This window comes from Leifsonia sp. TF02-11, assembly GCF_017565305.1.
In the GTDB taxonomy this organism is placed as follows: Bacteria; Actinomycetota; Actinomycetes; order Actinomycetales; family Microbacteriaceae; genus Leifsonia.
This window is the reverse complement of record NZ_JAGEKP010000003.1, coordinates 30,494-54,941: the sequence shown is the minus strand read 5'-3', so window position 1 is coordinate 54,941 and position 24,448 is coordinate 30,494. Positions and strand designations below refer to the sequence as shown.

Sequence of the window (24,448 nt, the reverse complement as noted above, 5' to 3'; positions counted from 1 at the left end):
AAAGCTCGTTCGCCCGGAGCGTGTCGATATCGTGCGGCCCTCCACGCGGATACGACAGAATGAGCCCGTGCAGCGAGAGTTCAGCGCCGATGACGGCCTTCGCATCTTCTTCGACGTCTACGACGCCGACCGGCCCCGCGCCGTCGTGCAACTGGCCCACGGGGTCGGCGAGCACGCGGGTCGCTACCGCCCGCTCGCCGAGCACTTGGTGGGGGAGGGCTACCGCGTCTACGCCGACGACCACCGCGGTCACGGCCGCACCGGGATGGAGCAGTGGCACGGCGACGCGAGCAAGCTCGGGCGGCTCGGCCCCGGCGGGCTGCGGGCGGCGCTGCGCGACCTGCGCGCGTTCACGCGCCTGATCCGCGACGAGAACCCCGACGTGCCGCTGGTGTTCGTGGGGCACAGCTGGGGGTCGCTGATGGGGCAGATGACGCTGAACCACCACTCGGCCGACTATGACGCAGCCGTGCTCAGCGGCACGGCCTACCGGATGATCGGCTCGATGAACAGCGGAGACCTCAACAAGCGGCACGCGCATCTGGGCACCACCGGAGCCGAGTGGCTGAGCCGCGACCCCGCCGTCGCGCAGGCGTTCATCGACGACCCGCTCTGCACGCTCGTGCCGCTGCAGAAGCTGTTCGGGATGGCCGACGCGGCTCGGTTGCTCGGCCGCCCGGCCCGGCATCTCGCGCGCGACCTCCCGCTGCTCATCCAGGTCGGCGACGACGATCCGCTGGGCGGCGAGGCCTCCGCCCGGAAGCTCGAGCAGTCGTACCGCACCCGCTCCGGCCTCACCGACGTGACGACGATCGTCTACCCCGGCGCCCGTCACGAGATCTTCAACGAGACCAACCGCCTCGAAGTCTTCGCCGACCTCACCGCCTGGCTCGACCCCCGCATCCCCGCCCGCACCTGACCATCAGTTCCTCACTTTCTCCCGCAACACTCCGGCGTCGGGCGGGAGAAAGTGAGGAAGAGATGGCTGCTCGCGGGGACGACGGCGTGCGGGGCGGATTTAGGCTGGGGGCATGCATGGTGAGTACAAGGTCCCGGGTGGCAAGCTCGTCGTCGTCGACCTGGAGGTCGTGGACGGCCTGATCTCCGGTTTCCGGCTGGCGGGTGACTTCTTCCTCGAGCCGGACACCGCGCTGGAGGCCATCGACGCCTCCGTCGACGGGCTCCCGGCCGAGAGCGACTCCAAGGCGATCGCGGCGGCCGTGAAGGCAGCGCTGCCCGAGGGCGCCCTGTTGCTCGGGTTCTCACCGGAGGCGGTCGCCGTCGCCGTGCGCCGCGCCCTCGCGCGGGCCACCAGCTGGCGCGATTACGACTGGCAGATCGTCCACGCGAAGGCCGTGTCCCCCCAGATGCACCTGGCGCTCGACGAGGTGCTGACCACGGAGGTCGGCGAGGGGCGCCGCGGCCCGACCCTCCGCATCTGGGAGTGGGAGGAGCCCGCGGTCGTGATCGGCAGCTTCCAGTCGGTGAAGAACGAGGTCGACCCGGTCAACGCCGAGAAGTACGGCGTGCAGGTCGTCCGCCGCATCACCGGCGGCGGTGCGATGTTCATGGAGGCCGGCTCGGTCGTCACGTACTCGATCTACGCTCCGGCCGATCTCGTGCAAGGGATGAGCTTCGCCGACAGCTACGCCTTCCTCGACGAGTGGGCGATCATCGCGCTCAAGTCGCTCGGCATCGACGCGAGCTACGTGCCGCTGAACGACATCACCAGCCCGAAGGGCAAGATCGGCGGCGCGGCGCAGAAGCGCCTCGGCTCGGGTGCCGTGCTGCATCACGTGACGATGAGCTACGACATGGACGGCCAGAAGATGACGGAGGTCCTCCGCATCGGTCGGGAGAAGATCAGCGACAAGGGCATCACCAGTGCGGCCAAGCGTGTCGATCCGCTGCGCAGCCAGACCGGGCTCACGCGCGCGGAGATCATCGAGCAGCTCAAGCTGACCTTCCGCAACCTGTACGGCGCGACGGACGGAGATATCACCGAAGCGGAATACGCGGAGGCCGAGAGGCTGGTCGCCGAGAAGTTCGCGACCGACGAGTGGTTGTACCGCGTTCCGTAGGGATCCTGGATCCCGCTCCAGCGCTGGACGAAGCCCGTATGCCGATGAAGGCATGCGGGCTTCGTCGCGTCAGCGGGGTGCCGCGGGCTTGCGCTCACCCCGGCCAATCCTGTTAGGTTAGGCAAAGCTTAGTTAGCCAAGCCTTACCTCATCTCACCAGTCGAGAAACCTCACCAGAGAACAGCGGGACGACCGTGCGTCGCTCCGCTCACAGGAGTGCCATGAGATCGTCACCCCCTCGTTTCGTCGCGGCCCTGGCGGCCGCCCTCCTCGCCGGCCTCGGTCTGACGGCCGTCGGTGCCGCGCCGGCCCTCGCGGCCGGCCCCGCCGTCTCAGCGCCGACCGCGCCCAGCGCGGGCGGGACCATCACCGTCACCGGCAGCGGCTTCTCGGCTGCATCGCCCGGCATCTACCTCGGCGTCGGCCCGGCAGGGCTGGCCGGCTTCTACGCGGGCTCCGGCAGCCTCGTCGACGGCGACACGATCTGGATCGGGCCGGGCAACCCCGAGGTCCCGACCGGAGCGCAGCGTCTGTCGCCCCTGGCGGCCGACGGCACGTTCTCGGTCACGCTGACCGTCCCGGCGCCGACGGAGGCCGTGCCCGCGTACGCGATCTACACGTCGAAGGCGCACGGCCAGGGGATGGCCGACCGCTCGCAGGACACGATCACGACCCTGGCGTATGCCGCTCCAGAGCCGATCGCGACCTCCCTCACGCTCAGCTCCGACGCGGCCTCGGTGCGCGTCGGAGCGACCGTGACGCTGACCGCGACGGTCGCGCCGGCCGCTGCGGGAAGCGTGGAGTTCCGCGAGGGGGCGACGGTACTCGGCTCCGGGCCGACCGATGCGAGCACCGGCGTCGCGACGTTCGCGACCAGCTCGCTCGCCGTCGGAACGCACGCGATCACAGGGGCGTTCACGCCCACCGACGCCGGCGCCTTCACCGCGTCGACGTCGGGCCAGACGACCGTCACGGTGACCGCGGCGACGACCCCGACCGACCCGTCGACCCCGACCGACCCGTCGACCCCGACCGACCCGACGACACCGACGCAGCCGACCGGCCCGTCCATCGCGGCGCCGGAAGTCCCGGCCGCGGGAGGGACCATCACCGTCACCGGCAGCGGCTTCTCCGCGGAGCCGCCCGGCATCTACCTCGGCGTCGGCCCGGCCGGCCTCGCCGGCTTCTACGCGGGCTCCGGCAGCCTCCTCGACGGTGACACCATCTGGATCGGGCCGGGCAACCCGGTCGTCGACTCCGGCGCCCAGCGGATGGCGCCGCTGAAGGCCGACGGCACCTTCTCGGTGACGCTCACCATCCCGGCCGCGACCACGGCCGTCCCCGCCTACGCGATCTACACGTCGAAGGCGCACGGTCAGGGGATGGCCGACCGCTCGCAGGACACCGTGACCGCGCTCGCGTACGCCGCCACCCCTGGGACGCCCGGTGAGAACGCCGTGGCGACCACGCTCGCGATCCATGTCTCCCCGACCTCGAAGGCCGGAGACCCCGTGGACGTCACGGTCACGATCACCCCGCAGGCCGACGGCACCGTCACCCTGCTCGACAACGGCGCCGTCGTGGCGAGCGGCCTGCGCTTGACGCCCGATGCGACCGCGCCCCAGGCTGCGCCCGCTGTGGCGCCCGCGCTGTTCGCGTCCGCACAGGCGTCGGCGGCCTCCAGCGGATCGTCCTCCGTCACGACCCGTGTACCCGCGCTGGCATCCGGTGCGCATGCCTTCACCGCCTCGTTCGCGCCCGACGACCCGTCGGCCTTCGCTCCCTCCACCGCTCCGGTGGTCGCGCACACCGTGCAGCCCGCGGCGACAACGCCGGGCGGCACCGTGACGCCTCCGACACAGCCCGCGGCCGCCGAGACCGCGCTGCCGGTCTGCGTCGCCCGCTCCGTCTCCGGCGCCACGCTCGACTGGGGCATCAAGTCGAGCTTCCGGAACTACATCTCCGGCGGCATCGCCAACGGTTCCTGGACGCTGAGCGGCGCCGGCTACGACGGAGGCCGCTACGGCTGGAGCGGCGGCTCCGGAAGCCTCAACACGGCGGACACCCGCGGTCTGGTGCGGTTCCCCGGCACGGTCTCGTTCAGCGGGCACGGCGGCGTCCTGACGCTGACGCTCTCGAACGTCGCCCTCCGTGTGTCCGGCCCGAACACGGCCACGATCGTCGCCGACGTGCACTCGACCGACATGAGCGGCACGCCGTCCGACCACCGCGGCGTCGCCTTCGCGACGGTCGCCCTCGGCGGGGCGTCGGCCTCCGGGTCGTCGTTCTCGGCAACCGGCGCTCCGGCGTCGCTGACCGCAGACGGCGCCACCGCCTTCGCTGGCTTCTACACGGCGGGAACAGCGCTCGACCCGGTGTCGTTCCGCCTCCCGCTGGGCGCGACGGTCGCCTGCGACAGCTCGACGGCCTCGGTCTCCGGCCTCGCGTCGACCGGTGGCGAGGGGCCGGGCGACTGGCCGCTCCTGAGCGGGTTGCTCATCCTGGTCGGTGTCGCAGCCGTGGCCGTCGTGCGGAGGCGTGCGACCCGCGCGGCCGTGGAGGTCGCGTGACCCGGGTGATCGCCCGCCTCGTCGTCGCGGTCACGACCCTCGCCCTCCTCGCCGGGTGCAGCGCTGCTGCGACCGGCGGGGAGGCCCGGTCGACGGCCGCGACGCCCGAGGCTTCCGCGACGCCGGGCGCCACCGGCGCTGCGTTGGTCGATCCGCGCACGATCACCGGGCCGTCGACGGCCGCGCCCGTGACCGACATCGCGCCCATCGCCGGCACGGCGAAACCGGCCCTGCCCGTCACCCTCACCGACGCGACCGGCGCCTCCGTGACCGTCCGCGACGCGAGTCGCGTCCTGGCGCTCGACATCTACGGCACCCTCGCCGAGACCGTCGTCGGTCTGGGGCTGGGCGACCGACTGGTCGGTCGTGGTTCGTCCAACACGCTCCAGATCATGAAGGACCTCCCGGTCGTGACCCAGAACGGCCACGAGCTGAACGGGGAGGCCGTGCTCGCGCTGCGCCCGACCCTCGTGCTGACCGACACCACGATCGGGCCGCGCGAGGTGCAGGACCAGCTCCGCGCCTCCGGGGTACCCGTCGTGTTCTTCGACCCGAAGCGCAGCATCGACACGATCGACCCGCAGATCGGCGCGGTCGCACACGCGCTCGGGCTGGACGCCCTGGGTGAGAAGCTCGCGAAGCGCACGGCGGATGAACTCGCGTCGGCGAAGGCCGACATCGCCCGCCTCGCACCCGCCGACGAGTCGAAGCGCCTGCGGGTGGCGTTCCTCTACGCGCGCGGCACGGCCGGGGTGTTCTTCCTCTTCGGCAAGGGGATGGGCGCCGACGCCCTCATCCCCGCCCTCGGCGCGGTCGACGTCGCCAGCACGGCCGGCATCACCGGCGCGAAGCCGGCCGGCAGTGAAGCGCTGCTCGCCACCAACCCGGACGCCTTCCTGATGATGAGCGACGGCCTGGCCTCCACCGGAGGCGTCGACGGCCTCCTGAAGCGGCCGGGAGTCGCCGACACGCTCGCCGGGCAACACCGCCGTGTCGTCGACATGAACGATGGGCAGATCCTGTCGTTCGGTCCGTCGACGCCGGCCGTGCTGCGGTCGCTGGCCGATGCGCTGTACCGGCCGGGGGCTCGGGGATGACGGGGCGGGAGTCGGGGGCGCGCCCATGACCGCGCGGGACACGGAGGTACGCGTTCCTCGGGCGAAGGCGACCTCCGCCCGCGTCCCGCAGCTGTCGGCGGTCGCGCGGGCCAGGGCACGCCGCGTGGCGGTGATCGCGACGCTCGTCGTGCTGCTGGTCGCCGTCGCGCTGCTGTCGGCCGGCATCGGCCAGTTCTCGCTGTCTCCCGCCGAGATCGCGGCGTCGTTCGCCCGCCGCCTCGGTCTCGCCCCCACGGCGCCCACCGACGCCTATGCCGACGGCGCGCTCTGGAACGTCCGCTTCCCGCGCATCGTGCTCGGCCTGGTCGTCGGTGCGGCGCTCGGGGTCGCGGGCGCGCTCATGCAGGGCGTGTTCGCCAACCCGTTGGCGGAGCCCGCCGTCGTCGGCGTCTCGGCAGGCGCGGCCGTCGGAGCGTGCGCCGCGATCGTCTTCGGCGTGAGCGCTCTCGGCGCCGCGACCGTGCCGGCCGCCGCCTTCGTCTGCGGTGTCGTCACGACCCTCCTCGTGTATGTGCTCTCGCGGGCGCAGGGACGCACCAGGGTCCTGATGCTCGTGCTGACCGGGATCGCCGTCAACGCGATCGCCAACGCGATCATCGCGCTCCTCGTCTTCGTCGCCGACACGACCAGCCGGGAGCAGATCATGTTCTGGCAGCTCGGCTCGCTGAACGGAGCGACCTGGTCGGCCGTCGGCGTCACCCTGCCCCTGCTCGCGGTCGGTGTGGCCGGGGCGTGCGCGCTGGCCCGACGGCTCGACGTGCTCGCCCTCGGCGACCGGAGTGCCCGCCACCTCGGCGTTCCCGTCGAGCGTGTGCGGCTGGCGGCTGTGTTGCTGGTCGCCCTGCTGACCGCGGTCGCGGTCTCGTTCGCGGGGATCATCGCCTTCGTCGGGCTGATCGTGCCGCACGTCCTCCGTCTGCTCATCGGCCCGGCCCACGCAGCGCTGCTTCCGGCCAGCGCGCTGGGGGGCGCGCTGCTGATCGCGGCGGCCGACGTCGCCGCGCGCACCGTGGTCCCGTTCGCCGACCTCCCGATCGGGATGTTCACGGCGCTGGTCGGCGGGCCCGTGTTCTTCGTGCTGCTGCGTCGCACGGTCGCGACGGGGGAGCGGGCATGACCGCGACACCGGCGGTCGGGCGAGGCGCCGAGCTCCGTGCCGTGAGCGTGGAGGTCGCCGGGCGCCGCATCCTCGATCGCGTCGACCTGCAGGTCGGGCCCGGCGAGTTGGTCGCGCTGATCGGGCCCAACGGCGCCGGAAAGTCCACCGCCCTGAGCGTCCTCGCCGGCGACCTCCCTCCCACTGCGGGCACGGCACTCATCGACGGCATGGAGGCTCACCGCCTCCGCCCGCTCGACCTCGGCCGCCGCCGCGCGGTGCTGCTCCAGCAGAAGGGCGTCTCGTTCTCGTACCCGGTGCGGGAGGTCGTGGCGATGGGACGCACCCCGTGGGCACGCACGCGCGACGTGTCCCGCGACGACGAGCGCATCGCGGACGCGCTCGCCCGCACCGGCGTCGCGCACCTCGTCGACCGCGATGTCACGACGCTGTCCGGCGGCGAGCTCGCGCGCGTCTCGCTCGCGCGGGTGCTCGCCCAGGACTGCCCGATCGTCCTGCTCGACGAGCCCACCGACGCCCTCGACCTCGGTCACCGCGAACAGGTGCTGAGCCTCGCCGCGGGGCTCGCGCGCGATGGTCGAGCAGTGCTCGCGGTGCTGCACGATCTCGATCTGGCCGCGGCGTACGCCGACCGGGTGGTGCTGCTGCACGGCGGGCGGCTCGTCGCGGAGGGGCGACCGGAAGAGGTGCTCACGGCCTCCCGGGTCGGCGACGTCTACGACCATCCGGTGGAGGTCGTGCCGCACCCGATCAGCGGCGTACCCTTGGTTCTTCCTGTGCGTCCGCCGAGGGGCCAGCGGGTCTCCGGTACCCTTGACGCGTGAACTGGTGGGTCGTGGGCGTCGTGTGCATTCTCGTCGCGGCCATCATCACCGGCGTCAAGCTCGGCTGGATCGACCTCTCCAACAAGTCCAACCGCGGCTCGGGCACCATGAGCGGAGCGATCGGCGGCTCGTTCGACGAGATCTTCGCGCCGACCCGCCACGAAGCCCAGCAGGAGCTGGACCGTCAGTCGTTCCTCCCGGCCCCCGCCCCGCTTCCCGGCGACGGCGACAAGGGCGTGTGGGAGGCGGGCAAGATCACGATCGACGTCGGTGACGCCGGTCGCGGGCAGCGCGCCGAAGGCCGTGCGCCCTCGGAGGAGGGCCGCGCCACCGCCCGCACCTCCGCTTCGCACCGCGCCTGACGCGCTTCACCGGGGGCGGCGTTGGGCCGACGCGGGCGGCGCGGATCGGCGCGGGTCGGTCGGCGATCTCAGCGGCGCTGCAGCGCCTGGTACTCGGGGTGGTCCTGCAGCCAGCGGCGCACGTAGGGGCAGGTCGCGACGACCCGCAGGGAGGTGTTGTCGCGCACGTCGTCGAGCGCCGTCTGCACCAGGTCGGAGGCCATCCCGCGCTCCCGCTTCTCGGGGTCGACCTCGGTGTGGGTGAAGACGATCGCGTCGTCCCGGAGCTCATACTCGGCCACGCCGATCACCTCGCCGTCCTTCAGAAGGGCGTAGCGGGAGTGGTCGGGCTGGTTCTCGACGGTCAGCGTCATGCCGACAGGCTACCCGGTGCCCGCGCCGCGACGGCCCATGCGCGAGAATGGACGCATGCCCGAGCCCGCTGCCGACGCCTCCTCCGCGGTGCTGTGGCAGCCGGACGGGCCGAGCACCGTCGTCCACGCCGACAACCTCGAGGTGGTCAGCGGGCTCCCGTCGGGAGGCTTCCAGCTCATCTACCTCGACCCGCCTTTCAACACCGGGCGCCCGCAGGCGCGGCAGCGCACGAAGGCGGTCCGAGCGGAGGCCGGCGCGGGCAGCGTGATCGGTTTCCAGGGCCGCAGCTACGAGCGCATCAAGGGCGACCTCCTCCGCTACGACGACCGGTTCGAGGACTACTGGGGCTTCCTCGAGCCGCGGCTGATCGAGGCGTGGAGGCTGCTCGCCGACAGCGGGACGCTGTACCTGCACCTCGACTACCGGGAATCGCACTACGCGAAGGTGCTGCTCGACGCGCTCTTCGGGCGCGAGTCGTTCCTCAACGAGATCGTCTGGGCCTACGACTACGGCGCGAAGGCCAAGAACCGCTGGCCGGCGAAGCACGACACGATCCTCGTGTACGTCAAGAACCCGAAAGAGTACTACTTCGACTCCGCAGCCGTCGACAGGGAGCCCTACATGGCTCCGGGACTCGTCACGCCGGAGAAGGCCGAACTCGGCAAACTGCCCACCGACGTCTGGTGGCACACCATCGTGTCGCCGACCGGCCGCGAGAAGACCGGCTATCCGACCCAGAAGCCGGAGGGCGTCCTCCGCCGGATCGTGCAGGCCTCGAGCCGCGAAGGCGACTGGGTGCTCGACTTCTTCGCGGGAAGCGGCACGACCGGCGCCGTCGCCGCGGCGCTGGGCCGCAGGTTCCTCCTGGTCGACAGCAGCGCCGACGCGGTCGCGGTGATGCGCGCCCGGCTGGGAGAGGCCGTCGAGGGCGTGCGCTTCGTCGGCTGACGGCCTCCGTGCGGACACTCAGGCCGTGCGCTCGACGTGCGCTTTCATGCCTTCATGGTTCGAACGCTGCACCAGCCGATCGTGCTCGAGCTCTCATGCTCCCATCCCCGGGACTTTCCGGGACTTCCCGGGAACGGTGTGGAAGGGTTGATGACTATGCGACCCGCCGCTCTCCGTGCCCTCCCCTTCGTCTGGGGTGCGCTCGGCACGGCCGCCCTCTTCGTCGGTGTGTATCTCTTCTTCGTGCGCAGCTACATCGGTCAAGTCATCGACGAGCGGTCGTTCGCCGGGGCGAATGTCTGGAAGGGCGACCTCATCGCGTTCGCGCAGTCGTTCCTGAACGCCCTGCCCGTCGCGGCCGTCGTCATCGGCGCGGTCGTGGCGCTGATCATCGTGCTCGTGCGGCGCAACTGGCTCGTGCTGGCCATCGCCGCAGGGGCGGCTGTGGCGGCGAACGTGAGCACGCAGGTGCTCAAGTATTCGGTGCTCTCACGACCGGCGAAGGGCGTCGACACCGGGCTCGCGAACTCGTTGCCGTCCGGCCACACGGCTGTGGCGGCCTCCGCGGCGCTGGTCGTGTTCCTGGTGACGACGCCGCGTTACCGCCCGCTCGCGGCCGTGCTCGGCTCGCTGTTCACGGTCGCGGCGGGGGCCTCCACGCTGGTGGAGCAGTGGCACCGGCCGAGCGACGTCATCGCCGGGATGCTCGTCGTCGGGTTCTGGGGATGCATCGCCGGCATCGTGCTGGCCGCCCTGCGGCTTCGCCCGGCCGACCCGCCGGTGCGATCGAAGCTCTGGGCCCTGGTCTGGATCGCCGCCGCGTGCGGGATCGTGGCCACCGTGGCGCTCGTGGTCACCTACAACTCGACCCAGAACGGAACCGAGCACCTCTTCATCGCCTACGCAGGAGGCGTCTCCGCGATCGCGACCACCGGTTTCGCGCTCGCCGTGGTCGGCAACCGTCTCTACCGCCGCCTGGCCTGAGGTCGCGGCAGACGAGCCCGACGACCCCGGCCCGCAGCCGCCTCAAGAACTCTGGCGGACGACGAGCTCGGTGGGCAGCAGGGTCACGCGGTCGACGGGCTCGCCGGCGAGGCGGCGGACGAGCACGCGGGCCATCGTTTCGCCGAGGCCGATGGACGGCTGGTGCACGGTCGTCAGCGGCGGGGTCGCGGTGAGCCCGAAGTTGTCGTCGTCGAAGCCGACCACCGCGATGTCGCGGGGGATGTCGAGCCCCGCCTCGTGGATCGCCGAGTAGGCTCCCGCGGCCATCTGGTCGTTCGCCGCGAACAGGCCGTCGATCGGCCGGCCGGTCGCGAGCAGCCTCCGCATGGCCTCCATGCCGGAGTACGGCGAGAAGTCGCCGTACTCGACCAGGGAGGTGTCGAGGCCGTGCGCTTGCAAGGCGTCGCGCCAGCCGGTGAAGCGGTCGAGCCCCGCCGGCATGTCCTGCGGGCCGGTGATCAGGGCGATGTTGCGGCGGCCGCGCGCGATCAGGTGCTCCGCGGCACCGGCCGAGCCCGCCACGTTGTCCACGTCCACGAAGTACGACTCGTGCTGCGACTCGCTCACCGGCCGCCCACCGAACACGATCGGGAGGGTCGAGCCCAGCTGCGCGTACGAGTGGTCGCCCGAGTGGTGGGAGACCACCAGGGCGCCGTCGACGTTGCCGCCCATGAGGTACCGGCGGGTCTTGTCGGGGTTGGTCTCCGACGAGATCACCATGTTGAGCGTGTACTCGGTGTCGGCGAGGCTCAGGGCGACGCCCTGGACGATGGAGGCGAAGAACGGGTCCGCGAACACCTTCGCCGTCGACTCGGGAACCACCAGCGCGATCACCTGGGTGCGTCGGGAGGCGAGCGAGCGGGCGGCGCGGTTCGGCACGTAGTTGAGGTCGGCGATGGCGCGGGTCACCGCCTCCGCCACCTCCGGCTTCACCTTGGGGGAGCCGTTGACGACGCGGGAGACGGTCGCCCGCGACACGCCTGCGCGCGCGGCCACGGCCTCCAGGGTCGGCACGGAACGGCCGTCCACCTGCTCCGTCGACATCGGTTCCTCTTCTCGGTGCGTCGAGTGCGGTCGGGCGCCGTTGACGACGCCCGACCCATGTTAGGCGCGAGCTGCTGCAGATCCGGTGGGCACGCCCACCGCGTCGACCGCGTCGACGGCCGCCGCAGCGATGATCCGGGCGTAGGCGCGGCCCGAGTCCTTAAGCGTGCGCTGCAGGGTGTCGTAGTCGACGTGGACGATCCCGAACCGCTTGGCGTACCCCCACGCCCACTCGAAGTTGTCGAGCAGCGACCAGACGAAGTAGCCGCGCACGTCGGCGCCCTCGGCGATCGCCGCGCGCACCGCTTCGAGATGCGCCACGATGTACGCCTCCCGTTCGAGGTCGCGGATGCGGCCGTCGTCGTCCACGACGTCGTCGTAGGCCGCCCCGTTCTCGGTGATGTACAGCGGCGGGAGCGCCGGGTACTCCGCCGTGAGCCGCACCAGCAGGTCCCGGAGGCCGTTCGGGTTGACCTCCCAGCCCATGGCGGTGGTCGGCAGGTTCCTGGACGGGAACGTGACGAACTCGCTGCCGACGAACGGCGACGACTTCGGCCGGTCGGTCGGCACCGGCGCAGCAGCGGTGTCGGCGGTAAGGGGATGTCCGCTGACGTTGTCGTCGTGGTAGTGGTTGACGCCGACGAAGTCGATCGGCTGCCGGATCGCGGCGAGGTCGCCGTCGTGAACGAGCTCCTCGAACCGGTATTCGCGGAGGTCCTCCAGCACGTCGGCCGGGTAGGTGCCCTCCAGGATCGGGTCGAGGTACATGCGGTTCCAGAGGCCGTCGATACGGCGGGCGGCGTCGAGGTCCGCGGCGTCGGCCGGGTCGTTCGGCACCGCGTTCGTCAGGTTGAGTGTGATGCCGAGTCGCAGTTCCTCCGCACGGCCGTCGTGCTCCGCGGCGAGGTCGCGGATCGCGGCGGCGGCGAGCCCGTGCGCGAGGTGCTGGTGGTGCAGCGCGGCCAGCGCGGCGCGCGGCTCCCTGCGGCCGGGCGCGTGCTCGCCGGCGGCGTAGGCGATGAGCGACGAGCAGAGTGGCTCGTTGAAGGTCGTCCAGTGCGAGACCCGGTCGCCGAGCGCGTCGTACACCGCGACGGCGTAGTCGCGGAAGCGGTAGGCCGTCTCGCGGTTCGCCCAGCCGCCGCGCTCCTCCAGCGCCTGCGGCAGGTCCCAGTGGTACAGCGTGAGCCAGGGCAGGATGCCTGCGCCGAGGAGCTCGTCGACCAGCCTGTTGTAGAAGTCGAGCCCGGCACGGTTCACCTCGCGGTCGCCCGGCTTGACGCGCGCCCAGGAGGTCGAGAAACGGTACGACTGGAGGCCGAGCTCGGCCATCAGCGCGACGTCCTGGGGAACGCGGTGATAGTGGTCGACGGCGCGCTCTGGGGTGTCGCCGCCGGCGATCGCCCCGGGGACGCGGGCGAAGGCATCCCAGATGGAGTCCTCCTTGCCGTCCTCGTGCGCTGCGCCCTCGATCTGGGCCGCTGCGGTGGCGGATCCCCAGAGGAAGCCGGCGGGCCAGGAGGCACCGGAGGCCGCAGAGGAGCCAGGAGAGATGAGGTTGTCGGTCACATTCAGCCTTTCACCGCGCCGGCCATGATGCCCGAGACCAACTGCCGGCCGGCGAGCACGAAGAGGATGAGCAGGGGGATGGTCGCGAGCACCGCACCGGCGAGCACGATCGAGTAGTCGACGTACTTGGCCGACTGCAGCTGGCTCAGTGCGACCTGCAGGGTCGGGTTCTGCGGGGCGACGAGCAGCGGCCAGAGGTAGTCGGTCCACGCAGTCATGAAGGTGAACAGGCCGAGGATCGCCATGGCCGGCCGCGCCGCGGGAACGCCCACGTGCCAGAAGGTGCGGATCATGTTCGCGCCGTCCACGCGGGCTGCCTCGATGAGCTCCTCAGGGATGACGTCCACGAGGTACTGCCGCATGAAGAACACGCCGAACGCGGTGACCAGGGTCGGAACGATGACCGCGCCGAGCGTGCCCGTCCAGCCGAACTGCTTCATCACCATGAACAGCGGGATGATGCCGAGCTGCGTCGGCACGGCGAGCGTCCCGATGACGAAGACCATCAGGCCCTCGCGGCCGCGGAAGCGCAGCTTGGCGAACGCGTAGCCGGCGAGTGTCGAGAATGCCACGACGGAGACCGTGATCACCGTCGCGACGATGATCGAGTTGCCGAGCGCCTGCCAGAAGGGCACGGTGTCGAGCACGGCCGAGATGTTCGTCCAGAACTGGCCGCCCGGCAGCAGGGGAGGCCAGGTGGCGGTGAGCACCGTGCTGTCGCTGGAGCCGGCGACGAACGACCACCACAGCGGGTAGGCGCCGCCGACGAAGATCGCGAGCAGGATGCCATAGGTCAGGAAGCCGGGTCGGCGGTCGATGCCGAGGGCGCGGCGGCGCGGTTCGCGCGAGGCGCGGGCGGCCGCAGGGCGGGTCGCGGTGGTCATACGTTCTTCTCCTCGCTCGCCGTGGCCAGGGCCAGGGCGCCTTCACCGCTCGCTCCGTCGTCGTCGGACGCTGCGGCATCTCCGAGTGCCGTGCCGGTCGCCGTGGCCGCGCGGCTGCGCGCCAGACGGCGGGCGGTCCTCTTCCTGTGCACGCGCGCCTCCGTGGAGGCGATGCGGCGCGAGATGAGGAAGTTCAGCACCCCGAACGCCACGATGATGAGGAACAGCATCCACGCGATCGCGGACGCCTTCCCGAAGTTCTGGCGGTTGAACGCCATGTCCCACAGGTAGAGCACGGTGGTCTGGTACTGCCGCTGCGGGCCTCCCGGTACCGCGCTCGACGGGTTGAACAGCTTCGGCTCCGTGAAGATCTGCAGTCCGCCGATCGTCGCGGTGATGATGACGAAGATCATGGTCGGGCGGATGCTCGGCAGCGTGATCGAGAAGAACCGTCGGAACTGGCCCGCTCCGTCGAGGGCGGCGGACTCGTGGATGTCGCGCGGCACCGCCTGCATCGCGGCGAGCAGGATGAGCGCGTTGTATCCGGTCCAGCGCCAGTTGACCATGGTCGCGATGGCGAGGTGCGACGGGAAGACCTCGGTCTTCCACATCACCGGGTCGAGGCCGACGGCCTGGAGGATGTTGTTGATCAGGCCGTACTTCTCGTCGAACGCGCTCGAGAAGATCAGGGTGACGGCGACCGGGGTCACGACGTAGGGGAGGAGCACGCTCATGCGCCAGAAGGTCTTGGCGCGGATGTTCTGGTCGAGCATCGCGGCGATGAAGACGGCGCCGACGAGCTGCGGGATGGCCGAGAGCAGGAAGATGCTGACCGTGTTGAAGAGCGAGTTCCAGAAGAACGGGTCTTTCAGCTCGGTGAGGTAGTTGGCGAAGCCGACCCACTCGCCGGGACCGGTGAGCAGGTTCCAGTTGTTGAGGGACACGACGAAGGTGTAGACGAGCGGGAACAGGCCGACGAGGGCGAAGAGCACGAAGAATGGCGCGACGTAGAAGTACGGGGAGGCTTTGACGTCGAAGCGGCTGAGCTTCTGCTTGAAGGTGAGCGCCCGGCGGTCGTCGCGATCGCGCCGGGCGGCCGCCGGCGCGGCGTCCGGGGTGCGGGTGACGGTGGTCATGCGGTTCTCCGGTGGTGGGACGGGGGAGGAAGGGCTCTGCGCCGAGCCCGGGGCTCCGGTGAGGGGATTCGGGCCCCGCCGCCTGCAGCAGCGGGGCCCGAACTGGTGAGGTGTACTACTTGTTGACGACGAGCTGGTTCAGGAGCTTGATCGCGTTGGCCCAGGCCTGGTCGCCGTTCGCCTTGCCGGAGTCGAGCTGCTGCACCGACGGTCCGAAGACCTGGCTCTGGATGACCGAGTCGTCCGGGCCCTTGTACTGGGCGACGACGCCCTTCGCGCGCTCCGCCAGGATCTGGCCGATGGGAGCGTTGTTGAAGAACTTCGTCAGGTCGCTCGCGCCGGTCACGCCGGGGTCGGACTGCGCCTCGGTGACCGACGGGAACGTGCCGGCCGCCTGGAAGGTGGCGACCTGCGACTTCGCGGTGGTCAGCCACGCGGCGAGGGCAGCGGCCTCCTTCGGGTGCTTGGACTGCTTCGGCACGGTCAGGAACGAGCCGCCCCAGTTGGCCGCGCCGCCCGGGAAGACGTTCGCGAAGTCCCAGCCGGTGGAGGCGTCGCCGCCGCCGGCCTTGACCTGACCCTGCACGACGCCGAGCATCCAGCCCGGGCAGACGAACGTGGCGAACGAACCGTCGGTGAACGCCTTGCCCTTGCCCCAGTCCCACTGGGTCTGGTTCGACGAGAGGCCTGCGGCCGCACCGGCGGCCAGCTTGCTCCACAGCGCCTTGAGGTCGCTGTTGTTCTCGATGTTGAGCTTGCCGTCCTTGGTGTAGTAGCCCTCGGGCTGCTGGTTCACCATCGCGTTCCAGATGAAGCCGGACTGGTCGTAGAACGCCTTGCCCGAGGCGGCCTTGTACTGCTCGCCGACCTTGAAGAAGTCGTCCCAGGTGGCGTTGGCGCCGCCGAAGAGCGTGGCGACGGACTCGCGGTCGCTCGGCAGCCCGGCCGCGGCGAAGAGCTTGCCGTTGTAGCAGAGGCCCTCCGGACCGATGTCGGTGCCGTAGCCGATGATGCGGCCGTTCTTGTCGGTGGCCTGCTTCAGCTTCCAGTCGACCCAGCGGCTCTTGATGTCGTTGGCGCCGTAGTCCTTGAGGTCGTTGAACTGGTCGGAGACCTGCATGACCTTGGAGAGCCAGCCCTCCTCGACGGCCTGGACGTCGGGGAGTCCGCTTCCCGCGGCCTCCTTGGTCTGCCAGTCGGTCAGGGCGTTGTCACCGGTGTCGATGTTGGTCGCCTTGATCTTGATGCCCGGGTGCTCCTTCTCGTACTGCGAGTAGAGCTTGTCGAAGCCCATCGTGCCGAACGTCGTGACGGTCAGCGTGATCGGGTTCGAGCTGGTCCCCGCATCGCCGCCGCTCGATGAGCAGCCGGCCGCGAGGAGGGCGAACGAGGCCGCGCCGGCGATTGCCGCCGCGACCTTGGTGCGACGTGAAAGCTTCACGGATCACTCCCTTGTGCGTGTGAGTTGTTGGGTCTGGTGACTCTGTGAGAGCGCTCTCTTTCGGGTGTGGTGAGAGCGCTCTCACGGATCGAGAGCGAATGTAGATCGGGCGTGTCGATCTTGTCAAGCCGCTTTGTGATCGCGCTCTCATCGTTGAAAACCCGGGATTTGCAGGAAGGCCCGCGCGGTCCGCGGAATCCCGCGGTGGACGGATGGCCGCCGTGATCGAACCGTGACCTTCGGTCGGGGATTTTTAGATAGACTGATCTACCTAGATAAGGGGAGTCGCCATGGCTTCATCACCCCGCAACTCGGGTGCGCGCACCGGGGGAGCGCGTCGCCGCATCCTCGAATCGGCCGCCAGGATGTTCTCCCTCGACGGCATCGCGGCCACCGGGATCGACGCGATCACGGCCGACGCCGGCGTCGCCAAGATGAGCCTCTACAACAACTTCGCCTCCAAGTCGGCGCTGGTGGCTGCCTCCCTCGAAGCACGCCACGCCGAGTGGCTCGCGCTCTATGTCCGCCGTGCGCGCCGCGCGGCCGACCCGGTCACGCGCACCCTCGCCGTCTTCGACGCGTACCTCGACCAGGCGGCCCTCGCGCCGGAGTCGGCATACCGCGGGAGCCCACTGCTGAACGCCGCGGCCGAGCTGCCTCTGGGTGATCCCGGGCGCGAGATCGTCCGCCGGCACAGCGCCGAGGTCGACGGCATCCTCGCCGCCGGTTTGCGCGAGCTCACCGACCGGGCCCGCGCCGACCGCCTGGCCCAGCAGCTGTCGTACATCCTGCACGGTGCCCTCGTGCGCTCAGGCCTGGAGGGCGACCGTCGTCGCCTCCGCGACGCCCGCACCCTCGCCCTCGACCTCCTGACCGCCCACTAGGCGCTCCGCGCGCCCCACCAGAGCCGCCGAGGGGCACGTCGTTGTCCCTTTGGGCGCCCGAAGGGGACAACAACGTGCCCTTCGATTCTTGGCGCGCGAGGAGCGGTGGGGACAGACTGGGTCCGGCAGAACGCAATACGCAGCACGCGGCAGGCAGCAAGGCGGCAGCGGGAGGAGGAGGGGCGGATGCCGGTCATCATCCTCGTCGGCCTCGCGGCCGTAGCGCTGTGGTCGCTGGTGGCGCGGCGGTTCGAGCGCTTCGGGATCGCCGGGCCGGCCGCGTTGGCCGTGCTCGGCTCCCTCGTCGTGCTCATCGACGTCCGCGGGTTCACCGACGCCATCGACAGCGATGTGGCCCAGCACGTCGTCGAGCTCATCCTCGCCGTTCTGCTGTTCGTCGACGCGTGCGAGGTGCGCGGCGGCATCTTCGGCGGCGAAGGACGCAGCCTCTCGCGCCTGGTCCTGATCGCCCTCCCGCTCTCCCTCGTCCTCGTCGTGGTCGCGACCGGCTGGCTCCTTCCTCAGCTGAACGTCTTCGTGCTCATCGTGATCGCCTGCATCGTCATGCCGACCGACTTCGCGCCGGCGACGGCCCTGCTGCGCTCCGGGCGCATCCCGGCCCGCGTGCGCCAGATCCTCAACGTCGAGAGCGGCTACAACGACGGGCTGATCTCGCCGCTGTTCAGCATGTCGCTGGCGATCGCGGTCGCGCTGCCCACGCTGATCAGGGTCGCCGACACGGGCCAGCAGGTCACCGGCGCCACCGAGAAGGAGCTCGAGAAGAACCTGTCGGAGGCCGTCGTGGCCTTCTTCGGCGCCATCCCGGCAACCGTTTTCGCGATCCTCGTCGGTGTCGTGGTGGGTGCGCTGCTCGGGCTCCTCACGCGCTGGGCCACCGCACGCGGCTGGGCGGACGCCTCCGGGATCCGGTTCGTGATGCTGCTCGCGCCGCTGCTGACGTACGGGATCGCCACCCTGCACGACGTCTCGGCGAACGGCTTCGTCGCCGCGTTCGTCGCCGGCGTCATGTTCCGCGTCCTCCGCACCCGCCGCAACGACCTGGAGGCGGTGCCCCACGACGAGCTGCTTCTCGTGGAGGAGGCGAGCACCGTCGCCGCGAACTTCGTCTGGTTCATCCTGGGCGGCATGACCACGGCCGTCATCATCGACGGCATCGACTGGCGGATCCTGGTGATCGCGGTGCTGGCGCTCACGGTCTTCCGCGCGGTGCCCGTGTACGTGTCGATGCTCGGGTCCTCCGTCACCTGGCGGGAGCGCACCTACATCGGGCTCGTCGGCCCGCGCGGGACGGCCACGATCGTCTTCGGCCTGCTGGCGTTCAACCACCTCCCGGACAGCGACAGCGCCGACGTTCTGAGTGTGACCGTCCTCACGGTGGTGGGCAGCATCCTGCTGCACGGGGTCGCGGCGCCGCTCGTGCTGCGCCGCGTGGCGGCCCGGGATGGCGGAACGGCCGCCGCCCGGGTGGGCGACGGCCGTTCCGTCGGTGAGGTGGAGTGAGGCCCCGGCCTAGTCGACCGCCGGTCGCGGCCGCTGTGCGGCGACCGAGGCGGTGTCGACGACCGGCTCGATGAGCGCGCCGGTCTCGCCCGCGACGCGGCTCGCGATGAGGCCCAGGTCGGTCTCCTCGAGCTCCTCGCGGTCGGAGGCGTCTGACGCCATCGCGCCGGCAGGCACGGGCTCGCGCTCGCCGGCCGCGGCCTCTGCCGCCGCAGCCTCCGACTTGGCGTCGGCGGCCTCCTGCAGCGCCGACTTCGCCCGCAGCGGCGGGGTCTTGAAGAACAGCGACAGCACGAAGGCGACCAGGACCACGATCATCGCGACCCAGTAGACCTGCACCGCCGACGCGTTGAACCCGACGAGGAACGGCTTGGTGAGCCGCGGATCGGCGTTGTTCAGGAACGACGTGTCGTTGGTGGCCGACGCGTTGCTCGACGTGTTCTGGTTCTTGAGTTGGGTCTGGATGGCCGGGACGATGGAGTCGACGAACTGCGAGCGCGCGGCCGCGTCGGTGAAGTCCAGCGTCACGGTGCCGTCGGCGGCGACGTGGGCGTACGGATACTTCTGCTCGATGCCCGCCCCCGCCTTCGCCGTCGCCTGGGAGACCGCCTGGGCCTCGGCGGCAGCCTGGGCCTGGGGCGGGATGGCGCCGGAGGCGACGCCCGCCGCGACGGCGGCCTTGGCGGCATCCTGCGCCTTGGTCACGCCCGCCTGCAGGCCGGCCTGTGCCTTCGTGGTCGACTCCTCGACGATCTTGTTGTAGCTCTGCTCCATGATCTGCTTGTTCTCCGGAGCGCTCGCCACCGAGGGCGTGAACGCGGCGTCGAGCGCCGAGGTCAGGGTCGCGGTGTCGGTGAGCGACGCCTTGATGTTCGTCGGGAACACCGTGAACAGCAGCGACAGCAGCACGGCGGTGCCCAGCGTTCCACCGATCTGGCGGAAGAACGTGGAGGCGGAGGTCGCCACACCCATGTCGCGGAGGCCGACCGAGTTCTGGCTGGCGATCGTCAGCGTCTGCATCAGCTGGCCGAGGCCGAGACCGATGAGGAGCATCGCGCCGGCGATGAACCAGTACGAGTCGCCGAACTTGAGGAACGTGAGGTAGAAGAATCCGCCCGCGAGCATCGCGGTTCCGATGATCGGGAACTGGCGGTAGTGACCGGTGCGGGCGATGATCTGGCCGGAGGCGATCGAGGAGATCATCAGGCCGAGGATCATCGGCAGCAGCTGCAGGCCCGACTCGGTCGGGGTCGCGCCGAGCACGATCTGCAGGTAGAGCGGCAGGGTCAGCATCGCACCGAACATGCCGAAGCCGACCAGGACGCCGATGACGGTCGCCATCGAGAAGGTGCTGGAGCGGAACAGCTTCAGCGGGATGAGCGCGTCGTCCTTCATCGCGCGCTCGATGAGGATGAAGGCGACGATGCCGAGAGCGCCGATCACGTAGCACGCGATCGAGACGGCGCTGCCCCAGCCCCAGTCGCGGCCCTTCTCGGCGACGAGCAGCAGCGGGACGAGGGCCACGATGACGCCGGCGGCGCCCCACCAGTCGATGCGCGCGGAGCCCCTGTCCTGCTTCGGCAGGTGCAGGAAGCGCATGACCATGAAGAGGGCCGCGATGCCGATCGGCACGTTGATGAGGAACACCCAGCGCCAGCCGGCGATCCAGAGGATCTGGTCCGCTCCGGCGAAGAGACCGCCGATCAGCGGGCCGATCAGGCTGGAGATGCCGAAGACGGCGAGGAAGTAGCCCTGGTATTTGGCTCGCTCGCGCGGGGCGAGCATGTCGCCCATGATCGCGAGCGGCATCGACATCAGACCGCCGGCGCCGAGGCCCTGGATCGCACGGAACGCCGCGAGCTCGAGCATGGAGGTCGAGAACGACGCCAGGATCGAGCCGACGATGAAGATGACGATCGCGATGATGAACAGCGGGCGGCGTCCGAAGATGTCGGAGAGCTTGCCGTAGATCGGGGTCGAGATCGTCGAGAGGATCAGGTACGCCGTGGTGACCCACGCCTGCTGGCTCAGGCCGTGCAGGTCGTCGCCGATGGTGCGGATGGCGGTACCGACGATGGTCTGGTCGAGGGCGGAGAGGAACATGCCGGCCATGAGGCCGAAGATCACCAGGAGGATCTGGCGATGCGTCATGATCGGTTTGGGTGCGGCGACCGCCGCGCTGGTCTGACTGGACATCTGTCTCCGTGTCGAGAGTCGTGTGAGGGGACGCCCGGCACTCGGAACGTCACACCGGTGTGGGGCAAAGAATTTTGCGGAGAGTGCAAAGTTACACCCAGTGCGAGTCTTTCGGCAACGTGAGACTACGCCCTTGCGCCGACGTTCGCCATGGGCGAACAGCAGGGTGAATCCGGCGGGATCTCGCGGTTTCCCGAGCGTTCGTGCGCGTCTTCCACTGCCTGAGTGGCCCCCGTCCAGGTGCCCCATAGGTGCCAGGCGTACCGTGGAAGGCACCGACCCGAACACCCTCCGAATCATCCCCGAAGGTCGTATGAGTTCTCTCAGCCGTTCCCGCCGTCTCCTCCCCGTCGCCGCCGTCGCGGCTGCCGCCGCACTCCTCTTCACCGGCTGCGCGGGCGAGCCGTCGCCCATCACCAAGGCCGTCGCGGGCGCTTCGCCCGTCAACCAGCCGAAGAACGCGATCGTCTCCGGCATCCAGCCCGCGACGGGCAGCGTCTCCGGCGGAACGGTGACGATCACCGGGACCAACCTCGAGAAGGTCGCATCGGTCGAGGTGGGCGGCCAGGCCGCCGCGATCACGCAGGCGACCGCCGACAAGGCCGTGGTAGAGGTTCCCGCAGCCCAGAACTTCGCCGCAGGAGCCGTGCCGATCGCCGTCACCGACACGTCGGGCAAGCCCGTCGCGACCGACGGCAAGACGTACACCTATCAGGTCGTCACGCCCGTCGACCAGCAGCTTGCGTACGCGATGGCCCACTGGAACAACTACAACACCGCTGAGTACGGCGACCTCAACCCCGTCGGCGGCGACTGCGCCAACTTCGTGAGCCAGACCCTGATCGCCCGCGGCTGGCAGATGAACTCCGAGTGGTACAACCACGACGCCGCGGCCGACTGGAGCCCGGCCTGGGGTTACGTGCCCGCCATGGACAACTACTTCCGCGAGAACGCGGCGAAGCTCGGTCTCACGGAGTACTCGTTCGACCAGCGCGACAAGATCAAGCTCGGCGACATCGTGATGTTCGACTGGAACGACAACGACTCGCTCGACCATGTGCAGATCGTCACCGGCGTGCACAACGACAACGGCAAGATCACCATCCAGATGGCCGGCCACAACGAGGACAACGACTACCGCGACCTCGACCACACCATCACCGTCGAGCACCCCGGCGCGATCGGCCACTTCTGGAGTCTGTCGAAGTAGCTCGCGGCCGACGCTCAGGCAACGCCGGAGGCTGCGAGCCGGCTGCGCGAACAGGCCTCCCCGGAGGCTATGCTCATCGCGTGATTCTGGGGGATTCCCGCGGTGCGGGACGTGAACGAGGTGCGCGTGTGCGCCGCCGCGGCGTCGTGCTGACGGCCGCGCTCACGGTACTGCTCGCGCTGACCGCCTGCACCGTCTCGGCGCCGGCCACCCGGCGACCTTCGCACTCCGCGAGACCGTCCGCCACGCACACGCCGCGCGCTCTTCCCACGGCCACCGCGACCCCGACGACCGTCGGCTTCGACAAGTCGGCCCACTCGGTCGACGACCCGAACAGCATCTGGGTGGTCGTCAACAAGGCGCGACCGCTCAACCCGATCGACTACGCGCCGCCGACCCTCGTCTACCCGGACGTGACCTACGTCAACCGCCAGCCGATGCGCCCCGAAGTGGCGGACGCCCTCGTCGCGATGTTCCGGGCGGGCAAGACGGAGGCCGGCCTGGACTTCTCCGTGCAAAGCGCTTATCGATCGTTCGAGTCGCAGACCCATGTCTACGACGACGACGTCGCCCGGCACGGTCAGGCCTTCGCCGACACCGACACCGCGCGTCCCGGTCACAGCGAGCATCAGACCGGACTGGCCGTCGACATCAGCGCGGTCCCCGCCAAATGCTCGCTGGACGCGTGCTTCGGGACCACCCAGCAGGGCGAGTGGCTCAGCGCCAACTCCTGGCGGTTCGGCTTCATCCTCCGTTACACCCAGACCACGGTCCCGATCACGGGATTCACGTACGAGCCGTGGCACTTCCGTTACGTCGGCATCCCCCTCTCGACCGAGCTCCACACGGAGAAGGTCCAGACGCTCGAGGAGTTCTTCGGGGTTCCGGGCGGCACCGAATACCACTAGCGCCGCCCGCCGGTACCTCGAAATGAGGACAGCGGGGCACCTCCGGCCCTTCGTACAGTGGTGGGATGGTCACCGAGGAACGCCGCCACGAAGCACTCGCCGCACTCGAGATCCTCGACACCGCTCCCGAGGACAGATTCGACCGGATCACGCGGCTCGCGCAGCGCCTCTTCGAGGTGCCGATGGTGAGCGTCACCCTCCTCGACGGCGAGCGGCAGTGGCGCAAGTCGCATCGCGGGCTCACCACGGAGGCACCGCGCGAGAGCGCGTTCTGCGATCTGACCGCGCGGCAGGACGCTCAGCTGGTCATCGACGACGCCGCCGCCGACGAACGCTTCCGCGACAATCCGTTCGTGGTCGGCGATCCCCACCTCCGCTTCTACGCGGGCGAGCCGCTGCGCGCGGCGGGAGGGGAGCCCGTCGGCACCCTCTGCGTGCTCGACACGGTGCCGCACAGCCTGAACGCCGAACAGCTGCAGCTGCTGCGCGACCTGGCCGACTGGGTGCAGGCCGAGCTCGACAGGGACGCGCAGAGCGACGGGGTCGCTGTGGTGCAGACGGCGCTGCTGCCGAGGAGGAAGCCGACAGCCAGGGGGTTCGAGATCGCCGCGGCCAGTGAGGCCGGCGCCGCCGTCTCCGGAGACTTCTACGACTGGTACGACGACGGCGACGGCTTCTGCGTCACGGTCGGCGACGTCGTCGGGCGGGGCATGTCCGCGGCGATCGTCGCGGCGTCCGTGCGCGCAGCGCTCCGGAGCGCCACACCGTACGCGGGTCTCGAGCGCGCGATCGAGACCGTCTCGGCCAACCTGGAGGACGACCTCGGCAGGCTCGGCGTCCTCGCGACCGCTTTCCACGCGCGCGTCGCACCGTCGGGAACCGTCGAGTACGTCGACGCCGGCCACGGGCTGGCCTTCGTCGTGGCGGCTGCGGGCGGCGTGCGCAGACTCGAGCCCGGCCTCCCGCTGGGCAAGTCGAGCACCGACCGGGTCGCGGCGTCGGTGCAGCTCGCTCCGGGCGACTCGCTGCTCTGCCTGAGCGACGGGGCGCTGGACGCGCTCGGCGGCGAGCACGGTCTGCAGCGCGCCGAGGCGATCGTGCGCGGTTCGGCGACCCCCGCCGGCGCCGTCTCGCGCATCGTCAGCGCGGTGCGCGCGGCCGCGCCGCTCAGCGAGGCCCTCGCGATCGTGGTACGCCGGAGCTCCTGACGCCGTTGGCCTCCCGTGCTAGACGCGTCGTGGAGGGAGTGGCAGGCTGCACGCGAGGGCGCGCCGCA

The 24,448-nt window shown here is 70.4% G+C and carries 21 protein-coding genes; 14 read left to right on the top strand and 7 right to left on the bottom strand.

Translation table 11 applies throughout. The features are described from left to right. The first annotated feature begins 67 nt into the window (after nt 1-67). From JNB50_RS02360 to JNB50_RS02330, 7 genes are all read left to right on the top strand, one after another. Entirely contained in the window at nt 68-919 is an 852-nt protein-coding gene (locus JNB50_RS02360; RefSeq protein WP_208038513.1) for an alpha/beta fold hydrolase, read from the top strand. Between the two features lie 112 nt (nt 920-1,031). Further along, complete coding sequence (locus tag JNB50_RS02355) at nt 1,032-2,081, top strand: biotin/lipoate A/B protein ligase family protein (protein WP_208038512.1); 1,050 nt, start codon at nt 1,032-1,034, stop codon at nt 2,079-2,081. A gap of 221 nt (nt 2,082-2,302) precedes the next feature. Beyond that, nucleotides 2,303-4,651, top strand: a complete 2,349-nt coding sequence (locus tag JNB50_RS02350; RefSeq protein WP_208038511.1) for an HtaA domain-containing protein — start codon at nt 2,303-2,305, stop codon at nt 4,649-4,651. Continuing rightward, entirely contained in the window at nt 4,648-5,748 is a 1,101-nt protein-coding gene (locus tag JNB50_RS02345) for an ABC transporter substrate-binding protein (RefSeq protein WP_208038510.1), read from the top strand. The genes JNB50_RS02350 and JNB50_RS02345 overlap by 4 nt, the downstream gene beginning before the upstream one ends. A gap of 25 nt (nt 5,749-5,773) precedes the next feature. Next, a complete protein-coding gene (locus JNB50_RS02340) occupies nt 5,774-6,886 on the top strand; it encodes an iron ABC transporter permease (protein ID WP_208038509.1) in 1,113 nt (370 codons plus the stop codon). Next, entirely contained in the window at nt 6,883-7,710 is an 828-nt protein-coding gene (locus tag JNB50_RS02335) for a heme ABC transporter ATP-binding protein (RefSeq protein ID WP_208038508.1), read from the top strand. Before JNB50_RS02340 ends, JNB50_RS02335 begins: the two co-directional genes overlap by 4 nt. Continuing rightward, a complete protein-coding gene (locus JNB50_RS02330; protein WP_243767936.1) occupies nt 7,707-8,072 on the top strand; it encodes a hypothetical protein in 366 nt (121 codons plus the stop codon). Before JNB50_RS02335 ends, JNB50_RS02330 begins: the two co-directional genes overlap by 4 nt. 68 nt (nt 8,073-8,140) lie before the next feature. Here the strand turns inward: JNB50_RS02330 and JNB50_RS02325 are convergent, their stop codons facing one another. Then, on the bottom strand, nt 8,141-8,425 hold the full coding sequence (locus tag JNB50_RS02325) for a GNAT family N-acetyltransferase (RefSeq protein WP_208038507.1): 285 nt from the start codon (nt 8,423-8,425) through the stop codon (nt 8,141-8,143). Nucleotides 8,426-8,480: 55 nt separating this feature from the next. Between JNB50_RS02325 and JNB50_RS02320 the strand changes: the two genes are divergently transcribed. Beyond that, the gene (locus tag JNB50_RS02320) at nt 8,481-9,374 is read left to right on the top strand and encodes a site-specific DNA-methyltransferase (RefSeq protein WP_208038506.1); all 894 of its coding nucleotides are present in this window, start codon (nt 8,481-8,483) and stop codon (nt 9,372-9,374) included. A 150-nt stretch (nt 9,375-9,524) separates the two neighbouring features. Continuing rightward, nucleotides 9,525-10,358 (top strand): phosphatase PAP2 family protein, encoded by an 834-nt coding sequence (locus tag JNB50_RS02315; protein WP_243767935.1) that lies wholly within the window; start codon nt 9,525-9,527, stop codon nt 10,356-10,358. Nucleotides 10,359-10,400: 42 nt separating this feature from the next. On the opposite strand, the gene JNB50_RS02310 is transcribed toward JNB50_RS02315, so the two are convergent. The 5 genes from JNB50_RS02310 to JNB50_RS02290 form a co-directional block, all read right to left on the bottom strand. Then, complete coding sequence (locus JNB50_RS02310) at nt 10,401-11,423, bottom strand: LacI family DNA-binding transcriptional regulator (protein WP_208038505.1); 1,023 nt, start codon at nt 11,421-11,423, stop codon at nt 10,401-10,403. A 60-nt stretch (nt 11,424-11,483) separates the two neighbouring features. Then, nucleotides 11,484-12,992, bottom strand: coding sequence for a GH1 family beta-glucosidase (locus tag JNB50_RS02305; protein ID WP_307794576.1), 1,509 nt, complete (start codon nt 12,990-12,992; stop codon nt 11,484-11,486). A gap of 2 nt (nt 12,993-12,994) precedes the next feature. Beyond that, nucleotides 12,995-13,876 carry a carbohydrate ABC transporter permease gene (locus tag JNB50_RS02300; RefSeq protein ID WP_208038504.1) on the bottom strand — a complete coding sequence of 294 codons (882 nt, stop codon included), beginning with the start codon at nt 13,874-13,876 and terminating at the stop codon, nt 12,995-12,997. Further along, nucleotides 13,873-15,012: a carbohydrate ABC transporter permease gene (locus tag JNB50_RS02295; protein ID WP_208038503.1), complete on the bottom strand. Its 1,140-nt coding sequence runs from the start codon at nt 15,010-15,012 to the stop codon at nt 13,873-13,875. Before JNB50_RS02295 ends, JNB50_RS02300 begins: the two co-directional genes overlap by 4 nt. A gap of 115 nt (nt 15,013-15,127) precedes the next feature. Continuing rightward, nucleotides 15,128-16,453: an ABC transporter substrate-binding protein gene (locus tag JNB50_RS02290; protein WP_208038502.1), complete on the bottom strand. Its 1,326-nt coding sequence runs from the start codon at nt 16,451-16,453 to the stop codon at nt 15,128-15,130. A 290-nt stretch (nt 16,454-16,743) separates the two neighbouring features. Here JNB50_RS02290 and JNB50_RS02285 point away from each other — a divergent pair, with 290 nt between their 5' ends. Continuing rightward, nucleotides 16,744-17,337 carry a TetR/AcrR family transcriptional regulator gene (locus tag JNB50_RS02285; protein WP_208038501.1) on the top strand — a complete coding sequence of 198 codons (594 nt, stop codon included), beginning with the start codon at nt 16,744-16,746 and terminating at the stop codon, nt 17,335-17,337. A 186-nt stretch (nt 17,338-17,523) separates the two neighbouring features. Then, nucleotides 17,524-18,858, top strand: coding sequence for a cation:proton antiporter (locus JNB50_RS02280; protein ID WP_208038500.1), 1,335 nt, complete (start codon nt 17,524-17,526; stop codon nt 18,856-18,858). Between the two features lie 9 nt (nt 18,859-18,867). Here the strand turns inward: JNB50_RS02280 and JNB50_RS02275 are convergent, their stop codons facing one another. Further along, nucleotides 18,868-21,054 carry an MDR family MFS transporter gene (locus tag JNB50_RS02275; RefSeq protein WP_208038499.1) on the bottom strand — a complete coding sequence of 729 codons (2,187 nt, stop codon included), beginning with the start codon at nt 21,052-21,054 and terminating at the stop codon, nt 18,868-18,870. Between the two features lie 313 nt (nt 21,055-21,367). Here JNB50_RS02275 and JNB50_RS02270 point away from each other — a divergent pair, with 313 nt between their 5' ends. From JNB50_RS02270 to JNB50_RS02260, 3 genes are all read left to right on the top strand, one after another. Next, nucleotides 21,368-22,264: an amidase domain-containing protein gene (locus JNB50_RS02270; RefSeq protein WP_208038498.1), complete on the top strand. Its 897-nt coding sequence runs from the start codon at nt 21,368-21,370 to the stop codon at nt 22,262-22,264. Nucleotides 22,265-22,392: 128 nt separating this feature from the next. After that, entirely contained in the window at nt 22,393-23,172 is a 780-nt protein-coding gene (locus JNB50_RS02265; RefSeq protein ID WP_208038497.1) for a D-alanyl-D-alanine carboxypeptidase family protein, read from the top strand. 65 nt (nt 23,173-23,237) lie between these two features. Continuing rightward, nucleotides 23,238-24,380, top strand: coding sequence for a PP2C family protein-serine/threonine phosphatase (locus JNB50_RS02260; RefSeq protein ID WP_208038496.1), 1,143 nt, complete (start codon nt 23,238-23,240; stop codon nt 24,378-24,380). Nucleotides 24,381-24,448 lie beyond the last annotated feature (68 nt).

Coding starts and splice junctions, on each gene's coding strand:
- JNB50_RS02355 (WP_208038512.1), top strand. CDS start 1,032: ATGCATGGTGAGTACAAGGTCCCGGGTGGCAAGCTCGTCGTCGTCGAC.
- JNB50_RS02350 (WP_208038511.1), top strand. CDS start 2,303: ATGAGATCGTCACCCCCTCGTTTCGTCGCGGCCCTGGCGGCCGCCCTC.
- JNB50_RS02340 (WP_208038509.1), top strand. CDS start 5,774: ATGACCGCGCGGGACACGGAGGTACGCGTTCCTCGGGCGAAGGCGACC.
- JNB50_RS02335 (WP_208038508.1), top strand. CDS start 6,883: ATGACCGCGACACCGGCGGTCGGGCGAGGCGCCGAGCTCCGTGCCGTG.
- JNB50_RS02325 (WP_208038507.1), bottom strand. CDS start 8,425: ATGACGCTGACCGTCGAGAACCAGCCCGACCACTCCCGCTACGCCCTT.
- JNB50_RS02320 (WP_208038506.1), top strand. CDS start 8,481: ATGCCCGAGCCCGCTGCCGACGCCTCCTCCGCGGTGCTGTGGCAGCCG.
- JNB50_RS02315 (WP_243767935.1), top strand. CDS start 9,525: ATGACTATGCGACCCGCCGCTCTCCGTGCCCTCCCCTTCGTCTGGGGT.
- JNB50_RS02310 (WP_208038505.1), bottom strand. CDS start 11,423: ATGTCGACGGAGCAGGTGGACGGCCGTTCCGTGCCGACCCTGGAGGCC.
- JNB50_RS02300 (WP_208038504.1), bottom strand. CDS start 13,876: ATGACCACCGCGACCCGCCCTGCGGCCGCCCGCGCCTCGCGCGAACCG.
- JNB50_RS02295 (WP_208038503.1), bottom strand. CDS start 15,012: ATGACCACCGTCACCCGCACCCCGGACGCCGCGCCGGCGGCCGCCCGG.
- JNB50_RS02285 (WP_208038501.1), top strand. CDS start 16,744: ATGGCTTCATCACCCCGCAACTCGGGTGCGCGCACCGGGGGAGCGCGT.
- JNB50_RS02280 (WP_208038500.1), top strand. CDS start 17,524: ATGCCGGTCATCATCCTCGTCGGCCTCGCGGCCGTAGCGCTGTGGTCG.
- JNB50_RS02275 (WP_208038499.1), bottom strand. CDS start 21,054: ATGTCCAGTCAGACCAGCGCGGCGGTCGCCGCACCCAAACCGATCATG.
- JNB50_RS02270 (WP_208038498.1), top strand. CDS start 21,368: ATGAGTTCTCTCAGCCGTTCCCGCCGTCTCCTCCCCGTCGCCGCCGTC.
- JNB50_RS02260 (WP_208038496.1), top strand. CDS start 23,238: ATGGTCACCGAGGAACGCCGCCACGAAGCACTCGCCGCACTCGAGATC.